Below are 16,474 nucleotides of genomic sequence, written 5' to 3'. Positions count from 1 at the left end.
CCGTGATCTGCGGCCTGCCGCCGACGCACAGATTGGCCCCGTACCCCGTGACCGACTCCGCGACATCCGATCAGTCCGCCGCGCATCGCCCACTCACCGTCGTCATCGCCGCCGACACGTTCGCTCCCGACGTCAACGGCGCCGCCCGCTTCGCCGAGCGCCTCGCCGCCGGGCTCGCCGGCCGCGGCCACGATGTGCACGTCATGACCCCGAGCGTCACCCACATCGCCCACGGCACGTTCCGCGAGACGATCGAGGGCCAGACCATCACGGTGCACCGCCCGCCGGGGTGGCGCTGGTATCCGCACGACTGGCTGCGGTTCGTGCTGCCGTGGATGGCCAAGCACTACTCGCGACGCGTGCTCGACGAGGTGCCCGCCGACGTCGTGCACAGCCAGTCGCACATCATCCTCGGCCGCGCGCTGACCCGCGTCGCGCACCGGCGCGGCATCCCCGTCGTGGCGACCAACCACGTCATGGCCGAGAACGTCATCGACTTCACGACGCTGCCGCCGCTGCTCGACAAGGTCGCGCTGAAGCTCGCCTGGGACGACGCCAAGCGCACCTTCGACATGTCGCGCGCCGTCACGACGCCCACGGGCAAGGCGGCGGAGTTTCTGGAGAGCACGATCGACATCCACGGCGTCATCCCGATCAGCTGCGGCATCGACAAGCGCAACTACACGCCCGACCTCACCCCCCGCGCCCGCAGCCGGGTGCTGTTCGTCGGGCGCCTGACGACCGAGAAGCACATCGACGTGACGCTGCAGGCCGTCGCGAAGCTCGCGCCCGAGCTGCCCGACATCACCTTCGACATCGTCGGCGGCGGCGACCAGCGCCGCAACCTGGAGCAGCTCGCGCAGCGCCTCGGCATCCGGGATCGGGTCACCTTCCACGGGCGCGTCGACGAGGCGCAGCTGCGCGCCGCCTACACGAGGGCCGACGTCTTCGCGATCGCGTCGATCGCCGAGCTGCAGTCGATCGCGACGATGGAGGCGATGGCCTCGGGGCTGCCCGTCGTCGGCGCCGACGCCGTCGCCCTCCCGCACCTCGTGAACGACGGGGTGAACGGATACCTCTTCGTGCCGGGCGACGTCGACGACCTCGCCGACAAGCTGCGGACGGTGCTGACCGCATCGCCCGAGGAGTATCTGCGGATGCAGCGGGCCTCGCTCGCCGGCGTCGAGATCCACGACATCGAGAAGACGCTCGACACGTTCGAGAAGCTGTACCGCGGCGAACCGCTGGACTGACATGCGGCTGCTCTTCGACGCCCGGTACCTGCGCACCGACTTCCACGACGGCATCAGCCGGTACACGGCCGAGCTCGCCGCGGCGACCGTCGCGGCGGCGCCGTCGCGCGGGGTCGAGGTGGTGTTCCTCATCCACGACGATGCGCAGCGGGCCTTTCTGCCGTCGGGCGCCCGGGTGCTGAAGATCCACGCGCCCACCGCGCTGCGCGAGCCGTTCACGGCGCTGCTGCTGAACCGCTACCGCCCGGATGCCGTCTTCTCGCCCATGCAGACGATCGGCTCGCTCGGTCGGCGCTTCGGCCTCATCCTCACCCTGCACGACACGATCTACTACCGGCACCGCACGCCGCCGCGCGACCTGCCGTGGTACGTGCGACTGGGCTGGCGGCTGTTCCACCTGTCGTACGTGCCGCAGCGGCTCACCCTGGACGCCGCCGACATCGTCGCGACCGTCAGCGAGACGAGCGCGGCGGAGTTCGCCCGGGTGCGACTGACTCGCCGTCCGGTCGTGGTGATCCCCAACGCGCCGCAGCGGCTGGCGGCGCTCTTGCCCGGCGATGCGTCGGTCGTGCCGGGGGCTTCCCACCTCGTCTACATGGGCTCGTTCATGCCCTACAAGAACGTCGAGACGCTGCTGCGCGCGATGGCGGATCTCCCCGGCCGCACGCTGCACCTGCTGTCGCGCATCTCGCCGCAGCGGCGCGCGGAGCTGTCGGCCCTGGTGCCCGCCGGAGCCTCGGTCGTGTTCCACGGCGGGGTTTCCGACTCCGAGTACGCGGCGGTGCTGGCCGACCGGGCCGTGCTGGTGTCGGCATCCCTCGACGAAGGTTACGGGCTGCCGCTCGCCGAGGCGCTCGAGCTCGGGGTGCCCGCCGTGGTGACCGACATGCCGATCTTCCGCGAGGTCGCGGGCGACGGGGCGCTGTACGCGCCGGGGACGGATGCCGCGGCCTTCGCCGGTGCCATCCGGTCGCTCGACGACGAGGCGCTGCGTGCGGCGGTCGTCGCCGCCGGAGCCGAGCACATCGCCCGTTTCACGTGGCCGCGTTCCGCCGAGGCGCTGCTCGACGCCCTCGAGGCGCTGCCCGCCCGCTCTTCCTGACCCGCCCGCTCTTCTTGACCCGCCCGCTCTTCTTGACCCGCCCGCTCTTCTTGACCCGCCCCCGCTCTTCCCGACCCGCCCCCGCTCATTGCGCGTCGGCTCATTGCGCGCCCGGCCCACTGCCGCCCCGACCCACCGGCGCGCCGGCGAGTTTCGGACGCTTCAAGCGTCCGAAACTCCCCTGAACGCTGTTTCGGTCGCTTGAAGCGTCCGAAACTCCGCGCACGCTTCGGGCGCTTCGGTCGGTCGGTCGCTTCGGTCGGTCGGTTCGGTCGCGGCATATTGCGGGTGTGGCTGCGGTGCACCCGCAGATCGCCGCGACCGAACCTTCGTTCTCCTGTCACAAAGTGCCGCGTCGGGCGACCGTTTGCGACGGGGAGCGGACGATGGAGCGGGGCGAAGCGGACGAGGGAGTGGTCAGCACGGGTGAGGAAGGGTCAGCACGAGCACGAGCACGAGCACGAGCACGAGCACGAGCACGAGCACGGGTCAGGGGAGCCGGGTGGGGTCGGTGGGGATGCGGCGGTAGCCGTCGTGGGCGAGGGCGCGCACGGTGCCGGCGATGCCCGCCACGGCGAGAAGCGCGAGAGCGATGATGAAGGCCATGGCAGAAAAGCTATGCTCAACTTGAATCCGCCAAAAGTGGCAGAACTGACGGTATGTGTATGATTTCTGCCATGAAGACTGTCGCGTGCATCGTCCAGCCCGGCTTCGCGCCGTTCGAGTTCGGACTCGCGTGCGAGGCGTTCGGGCTCGATCGCGCCGACGACGGCATCCCGAACTTCGAGTTCCGCATCGTCACGCCCGAACCGGGCTCCATCCGCAGCAACATCGGCTTCACGATCAACGTCGAGGATGACCTCGCGTTCGCCGACGAGGCCGACCTCGTCGTCGTCACGCCGATCCCGCGCGAGGCGTGGAACCGCGTCGACGAGCGGGTGCTCGACATCGTCCGCCGCGCCGTCGACCGCGACGCCTGGGTGCTGACCGTCTGCAGCGGATCGTTCGTCGCGGCCGCCGCCGGCGTGCTCGACGGGCGGCGCGCCACGACCCACTGGAAGTACGCCGATGCCATGGCGCGCATGTACCCGCAGATCGACGTCGACCCCGACGTGCTCTTCGTGCACGACGGTCGCATCATCACGAGCGCCGGCACGGCGGCGGGGCTCGACGCGTGCCTGCACCTGCTGCGCATCGAGCTCGGCGCCGAGATGGCCAACACCATCGCGCGGCGGATGGTGGTGCCGCCGCAGCGTGACGGCGGGCAGGCCCAGTTCATCGAGACTCCGCTGCCGGTGACCGCGTCGCTCTCGCTGTCGCCGGTGACCGACTGGGTGCTGGAGAACCTCAGCCTCGACCTGTCGGTCGACCAGCTCGCGGCCCGCGCGCACATGTCGCCGCGGACGTTCGCCCGCCGGTTCAAGGCCGACTACGGCACGACGCCGGCCGCGTGGCTCGCGCGCCAGCGCACCATCCACGCGCAGCGGCTGCTGGAGCAGACCGACCTGGGGCTGGATGCCGTCGCCTTCGAGAGCGGCTTCGGCTCGGCGGCCGTCCTGCGCCAGAACTTCACCCGGATGCTGGGCTTGAGCCCGATGGCCTACCGCGCCCGCTTCGCGTGCCGTGACACCGAGGAGTTTCGGTCGCTTGAGGCGACCGAAACTCCCACAGACGCCGTTTCGGTCGCTTGAAGCGACCGAAACTCGTGCGCGCGCTGCGACGCGGACGGCCTTGCCGCCGGCATCCTGCCTTGCTAAACTTGAGCCTAGGCGACTCAAGTTTGAGCGTCGCGGATTTCAAGGAGCACAAATGAACGCACAACCCCAGCCCGGGCAGGAGGAGCAGAGCGCCCTCGAGCAGTTCGGGATCAACCTCACCGACCGCGCCCGGCGGGGAGGGCTCGACCCCGTCATCGGACGCGACAGCGAGATCCGGCGCGTCAGCCAGGTGCTCACCCGCCGCACGAAGAACAACCCCGTGCTCATCGGCGAACCCGGCGTCGGCAAGACCGCCGTCGTAGAGGGTCTCGCCCAGCGCATCGTCGCCGGCGACGTCGCCGAGAGCCTCAAGGGCAAAGAGCTCGTCACCCTCGACATCTCCGCCCTCGTCGCGGGCGCCATGTACCGCGGCCAGTTCGAGGAGCGCCTGAAGAGCGTCCTCAAGGAGATCACCGAGTCGGACGGCCGCATCATCACCTTCATCGACGAACTGCACGTGCTCATGGGCGCGGGCGGCGGCGAGGGGTCGGTCGCGGCCTCGAACATGCTCAAGCCCATGCTCGCCCGCGGCGAGCTGCGGCTCATCGGCGCGACGACCCTCGACGAGTATCGCGAGTTCATCGAGAAGGATGCCGCCCTCGAACGCCGTTTCCAGCAGGTGTATGTGGGCGAGCCGAGCGTCGAAGACACCGTCGCGATCCTCCGTGGACTCAAGGGGCGGTACGAGGCGCACCACGGGGTGACGATCGCGGACAGCGCGCTCGTGGCCGCGGCATCCCTCTCGAACCGCTACATCCCGAGTCGCCAGCTGCCCGACAAGGCCATCGACCTCATCGACGAGGCGATGAGCCGCCTCAAGATGGAGATCGACTCGAGCCCCGTCGAGATCGACCAGCTGCGCCGCAAGGTCGACCGCATGAAGCTCGAAGATCTCGCGCTCAAGAAGGAGAAGGACGAGGCGTCGAAGCAGCGGCGCGCGAAGCTGCGCGAGCAGATGGATGCCGCCGAGGCGGAACTGGCCGTGCTCGAAGCCCGGTGGGAGCGCGAGCGCGCAGGCCTCAACCGCGTGGGCGATTTGAAGAAGCGGCTCGACCAGGCGCAGACCGATCTCGAACGGGCGATCCGCGAGGCCGATTACGCGCGCGCGTCGAAGCTGCAGTACGAGACGATCAAGCGCCTCGAGCAGGAGATCGCCGACGCCGAGCGGGCCGAGGCCGTCGCCACCGACGAGCCGCGCATGGTCAACGAGCAGGTCACCGACGAAGACATCGCCGCAGTGATCGCGGCGTGGACCGGCATCCCGGTGGGAAAGCTGCTGCAGGGCGAGAGTGAGAAGCTCGTGCACCTCGAGGCCGAGCTGGGCAAGCGCCTGATCGGCCAGAAAGACGCGGTGAAGGCCGTGTCGGATGCCGTGCGCCGCTCGCGCGCGGGCATCAGCGACCCGAACCGGCCGACCGGATCGTTCCTGTTCCTCGGCCCGACCGGCGTCGGCAAGACCGAACTGGCGAAGGCGCTCGCCGAGTTCCTCTTCGACGACGAACGCGCCATGGTGCGCATCGACATGAGCGAGTACGGCGAGAAGCACTCCGTCGCGCGGCTCGTCGGCGCGCCTCCCGGATACATCGGCTACGAGGCCGGCGGCCAGCTGACCGAGGCCGTGCGCCGCCGCCCCTACTCCGTCGTGCTGCTCGACGAGGTCGAGAAGGCGCACCCCGAGGTGTTCGACATCCTGCTGCAGGTGCTCGATGACGGACGGTTGACCGACGGCCAGGGCCGCACCGTCGACTTCACGAACACGATCCTGATTCTCACGTCCAATCTCGGTTCGCCGATCCTCATCGACCCGCTGCTGACGGTGGAGCAGAAGCGCGAGCAGGTCTCGGCGCTCGTGCGCCAGGCCTTCCGCCCCGAGTTTTTGAACCGGCTCGACGACGTCGTGATGTTCGCGGCGCTGTCGGAGGACGATCTCGCGCAGATCGTGGAGCTCTCGGTCGACGCCCTGCAGCGACGTCTGCGCGACCGTCGGCTGACCCTTGCCGTCACTCCGGACGCCCGTGCGTGGCTCGCCGAGCGCGGGTACGACCCGATCTTCGGGGCGCGGCCGCTGCGGCGCCTCATCCAGTCGGAGATCCAGGATCGCCTCGCCATGGCGCTGCTTTCCGGCGGCGTGCGCGACGGCGACGTCGTGCGGGTGGATGTCGCGGCCGACGGCTCGGCGCTCGTGCTCACCAGCGCGGGGTCGGGGGAGGCGGACGACGACGTGATCGTCGCGGAGGTGCTCGACGACTGAGCTGGTCACGCGGCGGTGGTTGGCGCCGGTGTGCTGCCAGGCATCTTCAACTCTCCGTGACGGATCGATCACTTCCCACCGTGTGCGCGATCAGGCGCACTCGTTGATGTGCTCGATCGGGCACATCAAGCAGAGCCGATGAGAATCAGAACGGCACGAGAACTCGGTGGCTTCGTGCGCGACGAGCGGGAGAAGGCCGGGTGGTCGCGGCAGGCGCTCGCGGAGCGGTCTGGAACGAGCCGCGAGTGGATCGTGCGCCGGGAAGGCGGCGAGTCGAGTGTGCGCATGGATCGCGTCTTCGACGTATTGAGGGCACTCGACGTCGTCGTTGATCGGGAGAAGCGGTTCGGATGAGCATCGACGCGCTGAACGTCTTCCTTGACGGGGAGTGCTCGAGCAGAATGCCGGTGGCACCGTGACGTTCTCGTGCGACGACGGCCAGACGCCACGCCGCTGTCGCTGTCGATGCCCGTCTCGCGCGCGCGACACCCGCAACGCGCGGTTCTCCCCTTCCTTCAGGGGCTGCTGCCGGACAGTGCCGGGCGTCTCGACGAGCTTGCCCGTGAGTTCCACACGTCGTCGGTCAATCCGTTCGGGCTCTTGTGTAACGTCGGCCGAGATGTTGCGGGCGCGCTTGTTCGAGTAGGTGTAAGAGTAGGAATATCCTCACATCTTCGCTTGTGGGAAAATTACCACATCGCGTAGAGTGGGTATATTCCCACCTTGGAGGTGCGCGATGCCATCGCTCCAGGCCCGCAAACTCACAGACCTCGCGGCCGTCATCAAGGCCACGCGTGAAGACGCCGGCATCAGCCAGTGCGAGCTGGCCGAGCGGCTCGGGTTCTCGCGTGACTATATGGTGGAACTCGAGTCGGGCAGACCGAACACCTACACGACCCGCCTGTTTCGGGTGCTCCACGAACTCGGCATCACGCTCACCGTCGACTACCCCGACGACCATGCCGAGTCTTGACCTCTACCTGCACGAACAGCGGGTCGGTGTCGTCGAAGCGGCCGGTCGTGACCGCACGCGCGTGCAACTGGCGGTGGACCGCGACTACCGCCCCGAGATCCTGCTCAGCGAATCGTTCGCAGCCCTCCCGGGGCGCCGACCCTCGGCGGACGCGGTGTCGAACTTCCTCGGCGGGTACGTGCCCGAAGGCAACCACCGGGAGCGGATGGCGGCAAAGCGACGCATCGACAAGGACGACCTGTTCGCTCTGCTCCGCGAGTTCGGCGGATCGATCGCGGGCGCCGTGACGCTGCGACCGCCCGACGAGCCGTCACACCACCGGCCGACGTATGAGCCGCTCGAGGACCGCGCCCTCGCAGCCAAGCTCAGGCAGGCACTGGAGGAGAGCGACCAGGGTCTTCCCGACGACAGCCGTTCGACTCTTCCCGGCTACCAGCCCAAGGTGCTCGTCGCGGACTTCGGCAAGGGATGGGTGTACCCGCACGGGCGGGCGCACTCTACGCACATCCTCAAGCCCCAGGTGCCCAGTCGCCCCACCCGCATCTTCGACGAGCACTACAGCCACCTGCTCACGCGCCGGCTCGGGCTGTCGACCTACGCGAGCGAGATCCGGAAAGCCGGCCGCACGACCTACCTTGCGATCGAGCGGTTCGACCGGATGATCATCGACGGCGAGGTGCGCCTGCACCACCAGGAGGACCTTGCCCAGGCGCTCGGGTTGGACTGGCGCGACACCGACGTGAAGTTCCAGGAGCCAGACTGGCCGAACGACCCGAAGCGGGCGACCGGCCGGCGCATCGCCGAACTGCTCGGCTCGATCCCCGGCAGAGTCGCCGCCGTCGAGCAGTGGGTGCGGCAACTCACCTTCCACATCGCGATCGGCAACAACGACGCCCACGCGAAGAACGTCGCCCTCATGCACCTTGCCGGTGGCACCGAACTCGCTCAGGTCTACGACGCGCTGCCGAACCTTTTCCAGGAGGGTCTCGTGAAGTGGGACATGGCCCTCGCGATCGACGGCACGTTCGACCACCGGCGGATGTCGGTTGCGCGACTGCTCGCCGAGATCACGTCCTGGGGTGTGCTGCCTGAGCGGCGCGCCGCCGCCCTGGTTGACGAGACGCTGGCTCAGCTGGCCGCGGCCATCGATGAGGTGCAGCCGCCACAGGGCGTGTCTCCGGGCATGGTTGCGGCGATCCGATGGAACCTCGACCGCCTGACCGCCGGCTCGGAGATCAGCGAGCCGAAGCGGTAGCCTGCGTCTACCCTGGCTCGGACTTCGCGCGCTTCCGGTCGTACTCCAGGTGCTGCTGCATCGCGATGACCATCTCCTTGGAGTGCTGCACGACGGTCGCCTTTACGACATCGATGAGGAACGGCACCGAGGCGAGGCGAGCCTGACTCATCATCGTGACCGAACCGCGCGACGTTCGAGAGCTGCTCGAGCAGATGCTCCTGGCTGCGGATATACCAGCGCATCGACATCACCGCCTCCTCGTCATCCGCCGATGCGGTGCTCGCGACGGGCCCAGTCGCGGCGGCCGTGCTCCTGGGTCCACGCGGCGATCAGATCGTCCGTGCGCGCGTCGATCCCGGGCGCATCCTCCTGTCGGCCGGAGCGCATCAGGCGAAGGATCGTGACATGTCTGCGTGGGCGGCGACGGGACGCCGGTCAGATCAAGGATGCGATGATCTTCGGCGTGCCGTTCTCGCGAGTGGCGTGGAAGTTGCCGACGGTGTACTCGCCTCCCAGCGTCTCGACGATACGCAACGGCTCGCCGTCCACCGTGATCTCGTTGCCCAAGCGCACCTGCGCGCGACCGAAGCGGCGCAGGATCGGCTCGAAGTCGAGTGAGGTGTTGCGGCTGATGATGTCGAACGACTGGAACGACGCGCCGTTCACCTGTGGCACGGCGCGCACCTGCAGGTGAGGGGAGAACGACACGCCGCGCCACGCGGACGGGTCGGCCGTGTCGTCGAAGACGAGTTCCGCCTCGAATGCGGTCGTGCCCTCGAGCGCGACTCGTCCCCGAGCGCCGGATTCGTCATCGGTCAGCGAGATGACGGCGAAGTGCTTCGGGTACCCCCACAACTCGCGTCCGGCCGTGACCGAGATGTGGCTGTCCTCCCACTCGAAGTAGTAGGTGCCCCCGTGGTGACCGTCGTACTCGACAGCGAGGACGACGGCTGCGTCGTAGTAGACCATCCCGCTGTTGTTCGTGAAGTCGGCAATCGACACGAGGAACCGGTCGTCGGCGAGCTCGAAGGGCAACGGATCGAGCAACGCGCGCAGCTGGGCCTCGTCGCCACGGCAGTAGATCGAAAGGCTGCGCAGTCCGGGGCAGTCATAGGTCTGGTCGCCGGGGCCGTAACCGAGGAACTCGAAGAATGAGGTGGGGTCGTATTGCTTCATGCTCGTCTCCGATCGACGGGTTGACGGGCGTCGCGGCGCTCGTCACAATGAGAAGTAATCGGTAAGCGATAACCAATATACAGGAGTCCCCATGCGCGTCATCATGGTCGGTTGCGGCCGCATCGCACAGATCGCCCACCTCGTCGCCATCGATCGTGTCGAGAGCGTCGAACTCGTCGCCGTGGTCGACCCGAGCGCCGAACTGGGCAGGCGGGTGGCGCAGCGCTGGGGAGGCGTGCCGAGCTTCACAGCGACCGCCGACGCCTACCGTGACATCGTCGCCGACGCCGTCGTTCTCGCCGTGCCCGACCGCATGCATGCACCGCTGGCGAGAGAGGCGATGGATGCCGGGCTGCACGTGCTCGTCGAGAAGCCGCTCGCCGGCGGTATCTCCGACGCCGAGGCGATGCGCGATGCCGCTGTCGAGACCGGACGCGTGCTCAGGGTCGGCAACATGCGCCGGCACGACCCCGGGGTCGTGCGCGCCCACGAGGCGGTGCGTGATCGGATCGGTGAGATCATCTCCTTCTCCGCGTGGTACCGGCCGTCGATCTTCGACACCGACGAGTTCTGGCAGAACATCATCAAAGACCCGCAGATCACGACGCTGGAAGCCGGGTTCAAGTCCGACAAGGACCGCTACTGGCCGTACACGTACGGATCGCACCTGTGGGACACCGTGCGTTTCGTCCTCGGCGATGTGGCGTCGGTGACGACGAGTTTCCACCGCATCGGCACCCACGCCAGTTGGCAGTCGCTCATCGCCTTGCGCGGCGGCGCCATCGGTACCGCCGATCTCACCTGCTACGAGCACGGCGACGGTGGGGAGGGTCTTCATGTGCGCGGCACGGAGGGCACGGTCACCCTCGACCTCCACAACCCCTTTCTCTGGCGCGCCGCCGACGTGTCGGTGCACACCGATGCCGACCGCCTCGTGCACGTGAGCCCGCTGACCTACGCCAACGCGTACGAACGCCAGCTGCGCAGCTTCGAGGCCGCCGTCGCCGCGGTGACCGGCACCGGCGACGCGGAAGGCACCTGGGGCCGGCCCGCCACCCCCGACGACGGCGTGCGGACCGTGCGGCTCATCGAGGCGATGAGGCAGTCGGTCGACACCGGCGCGCGCGTGGAGCTGTCGTGAGTCTGCAACTGGGCGCCTTCGCGCGCATCTGGCGGCGGGGCTCCGCGGGCGCCATCGCGCAGGCGATGGCCGGCGAAGGGCTCACCGTCGCCCAGTGGAACTTCTCGGCCCTCGGCCTGCCCACCATCGATGCCCATCGCACGGCCGAGGAGCATGAACGGGTGCGCGGAGCGTTCCAGGCCGCGGGGGTCGAAGTGTGGGGCCTGTCGGCGAGCTTCAATCTCATCGAGCCCGACCTTGCCGAGCGGCGCCGCCTCGTCGAGGGGGCATGCCGCATGATCGGCATCGCCGGCGCGCTGGGCGTCACTGCCGTCACGGTCCTCACTGGATCGCGCAGCGACGACGGCTACTCGTTCGATCCACGCAACCGTGAACCGGATGCCTGGGAGGCGATGCTGCGTGCGCTCGAACCGCTACTGGCGGCGGCGCAGACCGCGGGCATGCTGATCGGTGTCGAGCCAGAGGGGGGCAACGTCGTGCGCGACGCCCGGTGCGGGCTCAGACTCTTCGACGAGTTCGGCGCCGACGCCCCCATCGGGTTCATCATCGACCCCTGGAACCTTGTCGAGGGGGATCTCTTGCCCGGCGCCCGCCAACGGTCGGCGGAGGTCGTCGTGGCCGAGGCGTTCGAGTTGCTGGGGTCTCGCGCCATCTGCCTGCAGGCGAAGGATCCACTGGGGCTGCAATACCCGCAGTTCGGCCTCGACTACCGCCAGGTGGCGCAGTGCCACTCGATCCTGGATCCCCGGCTGCCGGTCGTGATCCAAGACGTCGAAGAAGCGGACATCCCGCGCGTCGTGCGTGAGCTGCGCGCGGTCTGGAGCCGACCTGCCGGGCAGCAGAGCACGGCCGAAGCGACCTATTGACAGGGCGGGGCCGAGAGGACAAACTGTCACCTAGCAGTAGGTAATCGGTCACCGATTACTCACGGAAGATCGTGAAACGGAGCACATTCGATGAAGAAGCTGTACAAGATCGCCCCCGTCTTCGAGGCCCGACTGTGGGGTGGGCAGGCGATCCGGGAGAAGTTCGGCTATGTGACCGATCTGCCCAACATCGCCGAGGTGTACAACGTCGTCGCGCTTCCCGGCCACCTGGACAACGAGGTAGAGACCACCGACCTGACGCTCTCGGAGTTCTTCGCCGCGTATCCCGAGCTGTTCGACTGCGACTGGGATCGCGTGCCGGTCGAGACCTGCATGGCGTACGCCGAGCAGACGCTGTCGGTGCAGGTCCACCCCGACGACGAATACGGCCTGACCCACGACGGCATGCGCGGTCGCCCCGAGGGCGTCGTCGTGATCGACGGCCTCGAAGACAACCGCGTGCTCATCGGGCATCACGCGCAGACCCGCGAACAGTTCGAAGAGTGGGCCAACGCGCAGGAGTGGGATCGGCTGTCGCGCTACATCAATCTGAGGAAGGACGACTTCGTCAACATCCCGGCCGGCACGCTGCACGCGTTCGGCGCCGACTCCATCGCCGTCGCCTTCTCGCCGAACTCCGACATCACGTACCGCCTCTACGATTTCGACCGCATTGATCCCGCCACCGGGCGCACGCGCGATCTGCACGTACAGCAGGTCTTCGACACCGTCACGGTGCCCGATGACCAGGTCGTGGCGGTGACGCCCATGCCGGTCGATGAGAACGGCTGCGAGGTCACGCTGTACCACGACGATCCGGGCAGCTACACGGCCGGTCGGGTGCGCACCTCCGGGCGGGGCACGTTCACGCGCCCGGAGTTCGTCTTCTTCACGTGCGTCGCGGGCTCGGGCCGCATCGATGACATGCCGATCGCCGCGGGCGAGACGGTCTTCGTGCCGGCCCACTACGACGCCGTGACCATCGAGGGTGACCTCGACCTCATGTACGTGTCGTACAAGAACGCGGAACTGTGAGGTAGAGCCATCCGCTTCTTCGTCCTGGTCAGTCACGCGGACCTCGCCGCGGGCCTCAAGAGCGCTGTCGAGATGGTCGCCGGACCGCGCACCGACGTTCTCGCGCTCGGGATGCAGGCGGACGGCGGCGGGTCGCGTCGTTTCGAGGAACAGTTGCGCGCGCTGCTCGACCGGGTCGCTGCCGCCGACGAACTGGTCGTCTTCGCCGACCTTTACGGCGGGTCGCCGCTGACGACCACACTGGGGGTGCTGTCCGACCGTGGGCTGCTGTCCGGTGCTCGGGTCTTCGCTGGGGCGAACCTGCCCATGGTGCTCACGGCGGTGCTGTCCACCGAGGTGATGGATGCCGCCGCGCTCGGCGAGGAGATCCTCGCTGCGTCGCAGCAGGGATTCGTCGACGTCGTGATCGACGCCGCCCAAGCGCCGTCGTCAGACGACGAGGAGATCTAGCCGAGATGAGCATTTCATTCCTGCGCGTCGATGACCGAGTCATCCATGGCCTGATCACGACCCGGTGGGCGCGCGAGGTGCCGTGCGACGGACTGGTGGTCGTCGACGACATGATCGCGGCCAACCCCGTCCTCAAAGAGATCTACTCCGGAGCGACGAACCTGCCCACCTTCGTGTGGACCACGCAGGAGTGGGCGCAGAAGCGTGACCGTGTGCTGGAGAGCGTTCGGCGCTACTTCGTGATCACGAAGGAGCCGATTGGGATGAGCGAACTACTGCTCGCCGACAGCTTCGAACCCGGTATCGACCGCGTCGTCATCGGCCCGCTCAACGAGCGTCCCGGGACGACGAAGCTCGGCAAGAGCCAGTACCTCAGCGAAGAGGAAGTGGATGCCGTCGAACGCATGCACCAGGCCGGTTACCGGATCTGGTTCGCTCTGCTCAGCGACGACGCCGAAGGCTACTGGCCGAAGTTCCGCCCGCTTTTTGGGCTCACCTGAAAAACACACAGAAAACGGAGGTCGTCGCAGTGGAGATCACCTGGATCCAAGCAGTGTTGCTTGCGCTCTGCGCGCTGTTGTTCAACGATGTCGGTGCGCTGGGGCCGACCATCGGCACATTCACGTTCGCCCGACCCCTGGTCGGCTCCCTCCTGGTGGGCCTGATCGTCGGTGACGTGTCGAGCGCGATCCTGGTCGGTGCTGCCATGCAGATCATCTACATCGCACTGATCACACCCGGCGGCACGGCGTCGGCAGATGTGCGAGCGGTCACCTATATTGGCATACCCCTCGCTCTGGTGTCGATACACAGTTCGGGGCTCGAGCCAGGCTCTTCCGCCGCGAACGGGCTGGCCGTGTCGCTCGGTGCGCTCGTGGGATCCGTCGGCACCATCATGTACTACTCGACGGCGACCGTGAACATCTACCTGCCGAGCGCGGCCTGGCGCGGAGTCGCGAACTTCCGTCCCAACCGGCTGTACCTGGCGAACTTCGTGCTGCCGCTCGGGACCCACTTCGTCATTTCGTTCCTCCCGACGCTGTTCATCACGAAGTACGGTGCCGATGTCGTGCAGAACATCCATGAATGGCTGCCGATCGACAGCCTCTTCATGAAGACGATGTTCATCGTCGGCATGATGCTGCCGGCGGTCGGTATCGGCATCCTTCTCAAGCAGATGGTGGTGCGCGCCGTCGACCTGCTCACCTTCTTCTTCGGGTTCGTCCTGGCCGGATCGATGGGCATCAACATCGTCGCCGCAGCGATCGTCGGGGGCATGATCGCCTTCATCAACTACAAGATCCACATGAGCAAGGCGACACCGGAGACGGCAATGCGCGAGCTCGTCGAGGAGGAGATCTGAGATGACCACCGAAATGCTCCGCTCGGATGCCGAGCGCAGGTTGAGCAAGAAGGCTCTCAACCGATCATTCTGGACTTGGTACCACGGCAGCATCACCGGCTACAACCACCAGGTGATGGAGGGGATGAGCTTTGCGACGGCGATGGTGCCGATCGTGGAGGATCTCTACGACACTGAAGAAGAGAAGCGCGACGCGCTGCAGACGTACCAGCCGCTGTTCAATACCGAGATGCACATGGGCTTCGCGGTCGTCGGGATCACGGCAAGCCTCGAGGAGAGCAAGGCCCGGGGCAATGAGGCCGTCACACCCGACATGATCAACGGTGTGCGCACGAGCCTCATGGGGCCGCTGGCCGGAATGGGTGACTCGCTCATCCCGGGCACATACGTCCCCATCCTGCTGAGCATCGCGCTGGGGCTGTCGGCCGGCGGCTCGGTGCTGGGGCCGCTGTTCTACATCATCGCGTGGAACGTCACGATGCTGCTGTTCGTACGCTTCCTGTTCACGCGTGGTTACCGGCTCGGCGTGAACTCCGCCAAACTCCTCGTCGGCCGGCAAGCCATGGCCATCCGCGAATCGATGGTCATGCTCGGAAGCATCGTGATCGGCGCGCTGGCGGCGACCTGGATCACCATCACGACGAGCTTCACGATCGACCTCGGCGGCACTCACGTGGTCGACGGCGAGGAGGTGGCCAACCAGCTCCATCTGCAGGACACGCTCGACGGCATCCTGCCCGGACTGCTCAGTCTGCTGCTGGTGCTCTTCGCCTGGTTCCTGTTGGCGAAGCTGCGGATCAGCCCACCGCTGGTGATGCTGATCTTCGCGGTCATCGCGTTCCTGGGCGTGCTGCTCGGGTTCTTCGACCCGGGCCTGACGAGCTACTGACATGGCGTCGGATCGCATCGTCGAGCGGCTCGGCCAGGACATCCTGGCCGAGCACGCTCGGTTGCGGACGGTCCGGTGCATGCTGCTGTGCGCGACGGCCCTCTCGATCATTTCGGTGATCGCGTCGGCCGCCCTGCTTGCCGGATGGACGGGCGAGGGTGCCGGCACCCGGACGCTCGGCTGGGTCGCCGCCGGCGTCTCTGCGGTCGCCGTGCCGCTGTGCGCCCTGTTGGCGACAGGTGTGCGTCGGGGCCGCCGATATGTCCTGGCGATGATCGCGGAGTACGACCGTCTGCGTGCGCGTGCAGGAGCCGCGCAGTGAGGGCCGTCATCTTCGATATGGACGGTGTGCTCTTCGACAGCGAGCCTGTCTACCTGGCGTTGTTCTACGACTACCTGATCAGTCAGGGATCGACGCTGGCGAGAGAAGACCTGCACGTGGTGGTGGGCTCGTCGTCGCACGTCGTGTATGAGGACATCGCCCGCCGGTCGGGCACGGGTCTGGATGCCGCGACGCTTCGCGCCGGACTCGTCGAGCGGGCCGAGGCCGCCGACATCGACTATGGGCGCATCCTCGACCCCGACGCGACCGGCGTGCTCGACGGACTGCGGCGCCGCGGTCTGCGCGTCGCGCTCGCCTCGTCGGCACCGAGACGCTTCATCGACCTCGCGTTGCGCGCCGGCGGCATCGCCGACCGGTTCGACCTCGTCGTCAGTGGCGAGCAGTTCCGGGAGAGCAAGCCGAACCCCGAGATCTATCTGCACACGCTGCGGGCGCTGGACGTCGATGCGCGGCAGGCGCTCGTCGTCGAAGACTCGCAGTACGGCATTATGGCGGCGGCGGGCGCCGGTATTCGCGTCGCGGCCGTCCGCGATCACCGATTCGGCATCGATCAGAGCGCTGCAGACTTCCACATCGATCGGCTCACCGAGGTGTGGGGAATCATCGACAACGATGAGCGCGGCACGTGAGCTCGCGCG

At 67.6% G+C, this 16,474-nt stretch carries 20 protein-coding genes; 17 read left to right on the top strand and 3 right to left on the bottom strand.

The features are described 5' to 3' along the window. The first annotated feature begins 47 nt into the window (after window positions 1–47). The 8 genes from QM720_RS04685 to QM720_RS04650 all read left to right on the top strand — a co-directional run bounded on the left by QM720_RS04685 (window position 48) and on the right by QM720_RS04650 (window position 8,591). Window positions 48–1,253 carry a glycosyltransferase gene (locus QM720_RS04685; RefSeq protein WP_415124996.1) on the top strand — a complete coding sequence of 402 codons (1,206 nt, stop codon included), beginning with the start codon at window positions 48–50 and terminating at the stop codon, window positions 1,251–1,253. A gap of 1 nt (window position 1,254) precedes the next feature. Further along, a complete protein-coding gene (locus tag QM720_RS04680) occupies window positions 1,255–2,355 on the top strand; it encodes a glycosyltransferase (RefSeq protein WP_415124995.1) in 1,101 nt (366 codons plus the stop codon). A gap of 677 nt (window positions 2,356–3,032) precedes the next feature. After that, window positions 3,033–4,046, top strand: a complete 1,014-nt coding sequence (locus QM720_RS04675; protein WP_415124994.1) for a GlxA family transcriptional regulator — start codon at window positions 3,033–3,035, stop codon at window positions 4,044–4,046. Between the two features lie 118 nt (window positions 4,047–4,164). Continuing rightward, window positions 4,165–6,363, top strand: a complete 2,199-nt coding sequence (locus QM720_RS04670) for an ATP-dependent Clp protease ATP-binding subunit (protein ID WP_415124993.1) — start codon at window positions 4,165–4,167, stop codon at window positions 6,361–6,363. 138 nt (window positions 6,364–6,501) lie between these two features. Beyond that, window positions 6,502–6,717 carry a helix-turn-helix domain-containing protein gene (locus QM720_RS04665; RefSeq protein ID WP_415124992.1) on the top strand — a complete coding sequence of 72 codons (216 nt, stop codon included), beginning with the start codon at window positions 6,502–6,504 and terminating at the stop codon, window positions 6,715–6,717. A gap of 72 nt (window positions 6,718–6,789) precedes the next feature. After that, window positions 6,790–7,068, top strand: a complete 279-nt coding sequence (locus QM720_RS04660; RefSeq protein ID WP_415124991.1) for a HipA N-terminal domain-containing protein — start codon at window positions 6,790–6,792, stop codon at window positions 7,066–7,068. A 31-nt stretch (window positions 7,069–7,099) separates the two neighbouring features. After that, on the top strand, window positions 7,100–7,336 hold the full coding sequence (locus QM720_RS04655; protein ID WP_415124990.1) for a helix-turn-helix domain-containing protein: 237 nt from the start codon (window positions 7,100–7,102) through the stop codon (window positions 7,334–7,336). Continuing rightward, window positions 7,323–8,591, top strand: a complete 1,269-nt coding sequence (locus tag QM720_RS04650) for a type II toxin-antitoxin system HipA family toxin (protein WP_415124989.1) — start codon at window positions 7,323–7,325, stop codon at window positions 8,589–8,591. Before QM720_RS04655 ends, QM720_RS04650 begins: the two co-directional genes overlap by 14 nt. A 7-nt stretch (window positions 8,592–8,598) precedes the next feature. On the opposite strand, the gene QM720_RS04645 is transcribed toward QM720_RS04650, so the two are convergent. The 3 genes from QM720_RS04645 to QM720_RS04635 all read right to left on the bottom strand — a co-directional run bounded on the left by QM720_RS04645 (window position 8,599) and on the right by QM720_RS04635 (window position 9,749). Continuing rightward, the gene (locus QM720_RS04645; RefSeq protein ID WP_415124988.1) at window positions 8,599–8,742 is read right to left on the bottom strand and encodes a hypothetical protein; all 144 of its coding nucleotides are present in this window, start codon (window positions 8,740–8,742) and stop codon (window positions 8,599–8,601) included. A 92-nt stretch (window positions 8,743–8,834) separates the two neighbouring features. After that, entirely contained in the window at window positions 8,835–8,960 is a 126-nt protein-coding gene (locus QM720_RS04640; protein WP_415124987.1) for a hypothetical protein, read from the bottom strand. A gap of 48 nt (window positions 8,961–9,008) precedes the next feature. Next, on the bottom strand, window positions 9,009–9,749 hold the full coding sequence (locus QM720_RS04635; RefSeq protein WP_415124986.1) for an acetoacetate decarboxylase family protein: 741 nt from the start codon (window positions 9,747–9,749) through the stop codon (window positions 9,009–9,011). A 91-nt stretch (window positions 9,750–9,840) separates the two neighbouring features. Here QM720_RS04635 and QM720_RS04630 point away from each other — a divergent pair, with 91 nt between their 5' ends. The 9 genes from QM720_RS04630 (at window position 9,841) to QM720_RS04590 (ending at window position 16,465) form a co-directional block, all read left to right on the top strand. Next, on the top strand, window positions 9,841–10,890 hold the full coding sequence (locus tag QM720_RS04630) for a Gfo/Idh/MocA family protein (protein WP_415124985.1): 1,050 nt from the start codon (window positions 9,841–9,843) through the stop codon (window positions 10,888–10,890). After that, window positions 10,887–11,756 carry a sugar phosphate isomerase/epimerase family protein gene (locus tag QM720_RS04625; RefSeq protein WP_415124984.1) on the top strand — a complete coding sequence of 290 codons (870 nt, stop codon included), beginning with the start codon at window positions 10,887–10,889 and terminating at the stop codon, window positions 11,754–11,756. The genes QM720_RS04630 and QM720_RS04625 overlap by 4 nt, the downstream gene beginning before the upstream one ends. 90 nt (window positions 11,757–11,846) lie before the next feature. Next, on the top strand, window positions 11,847–12,791 hold the full coding sequence (locus tag QM720_RS04620) for a class I mannose-6-phosphate isomerase (RefSeq protein ID WP_415124983.1): 945 nt from the start codon (window positions 11,847–11,849) through the stop codon (window positions 12,789–12,791). A gap of 9 nt (window positions 12,792–12,800) precedes the next feature. After that, a complete protein-coding gene (locus QM720_RS04615) occupies window positions 12,801–13,241 on the top strand; it encodes a PTS sugar transporter subunit IIA (protein ID WP_415127807.1) in 441 nt (146 codons plus the stop codon). 5 nt (window positions 13,242–13,246) lie between these two features. Next, window positions 13,247–13,741: a PTS system mannose/fructose/N-acetylgalactosamine-transporter subunit IIB gene (locus QM720_RS04610; RefSeq protein WP_415124982.1), complete on the top strand. Its 495-nt coding sequence runs from the start codon at window positions 13,247–13,249 to the stop codon at window positions 13,739–13,741. A gap of 29 nt (window positions 13,742–13,770) precedes the next feature. Continuing rightward, window positions 13,771–14,604: a PTS sugar transporter subunit IIC gene (locus QM720_RS04605; RefSeq protein WP_415124981.1), complete on the top strand. Its 834-nt coding sequence runs from the start codon at window positions 13,771–13,773 to the stop codon at window positions 14,602–14,604. A 1-nt stretch (window position 14,605) separates the two neighbouring features. Beyond that, entirely contained in the window at window positions 14,606–15,493 is an 888-nt protein-coding gene (locus QM720_RS04600) for a PTS system mannose/fructose/sorbose family transporter subunit IID (RefSeq protein WP_415124980.1), read from the top strand. A gap of 1 nt (window position 15,494) precedes the next feature. Then, a complete protein-coding gene (locus QM720_RS04595) occupies window positions 15,495–15,815 on the top strand; it encodes a hypothetical protein (RefSeq protein ID WP_415124979.1) in 321 nt (106 codons plus the stop codon). Next, a complete protein-coding gene (locus QM720_RS04590; RefSeq protein WP_415124978.1) occupies window positions 15,812–16,465 on the top strand; it encodes an HAD family hydrolase in 654 nt (217 codons plus the stop codon). Before QM720_RS04595 ends, QM720_RS04590 begins: the two co-directional genes overlap by 4 nt. The last annotated feature ends 9 nt before the right edge of the window (window positions 16,466–16,474 follow it).

Source organism: Microbacterium sp., assembly GCF_047602155.1.
In the GTDB taxonomy this organism is placed as follows: Bacteria; Actinomycetota; Actinomycetes; order Actinomycetales; family Microbacteriaceae; genus Microbacterium.
Note: the sequence above shows the minus strand (reverse complement) of the source record. Positions and strands in the feature narration are given on the sequence as shown.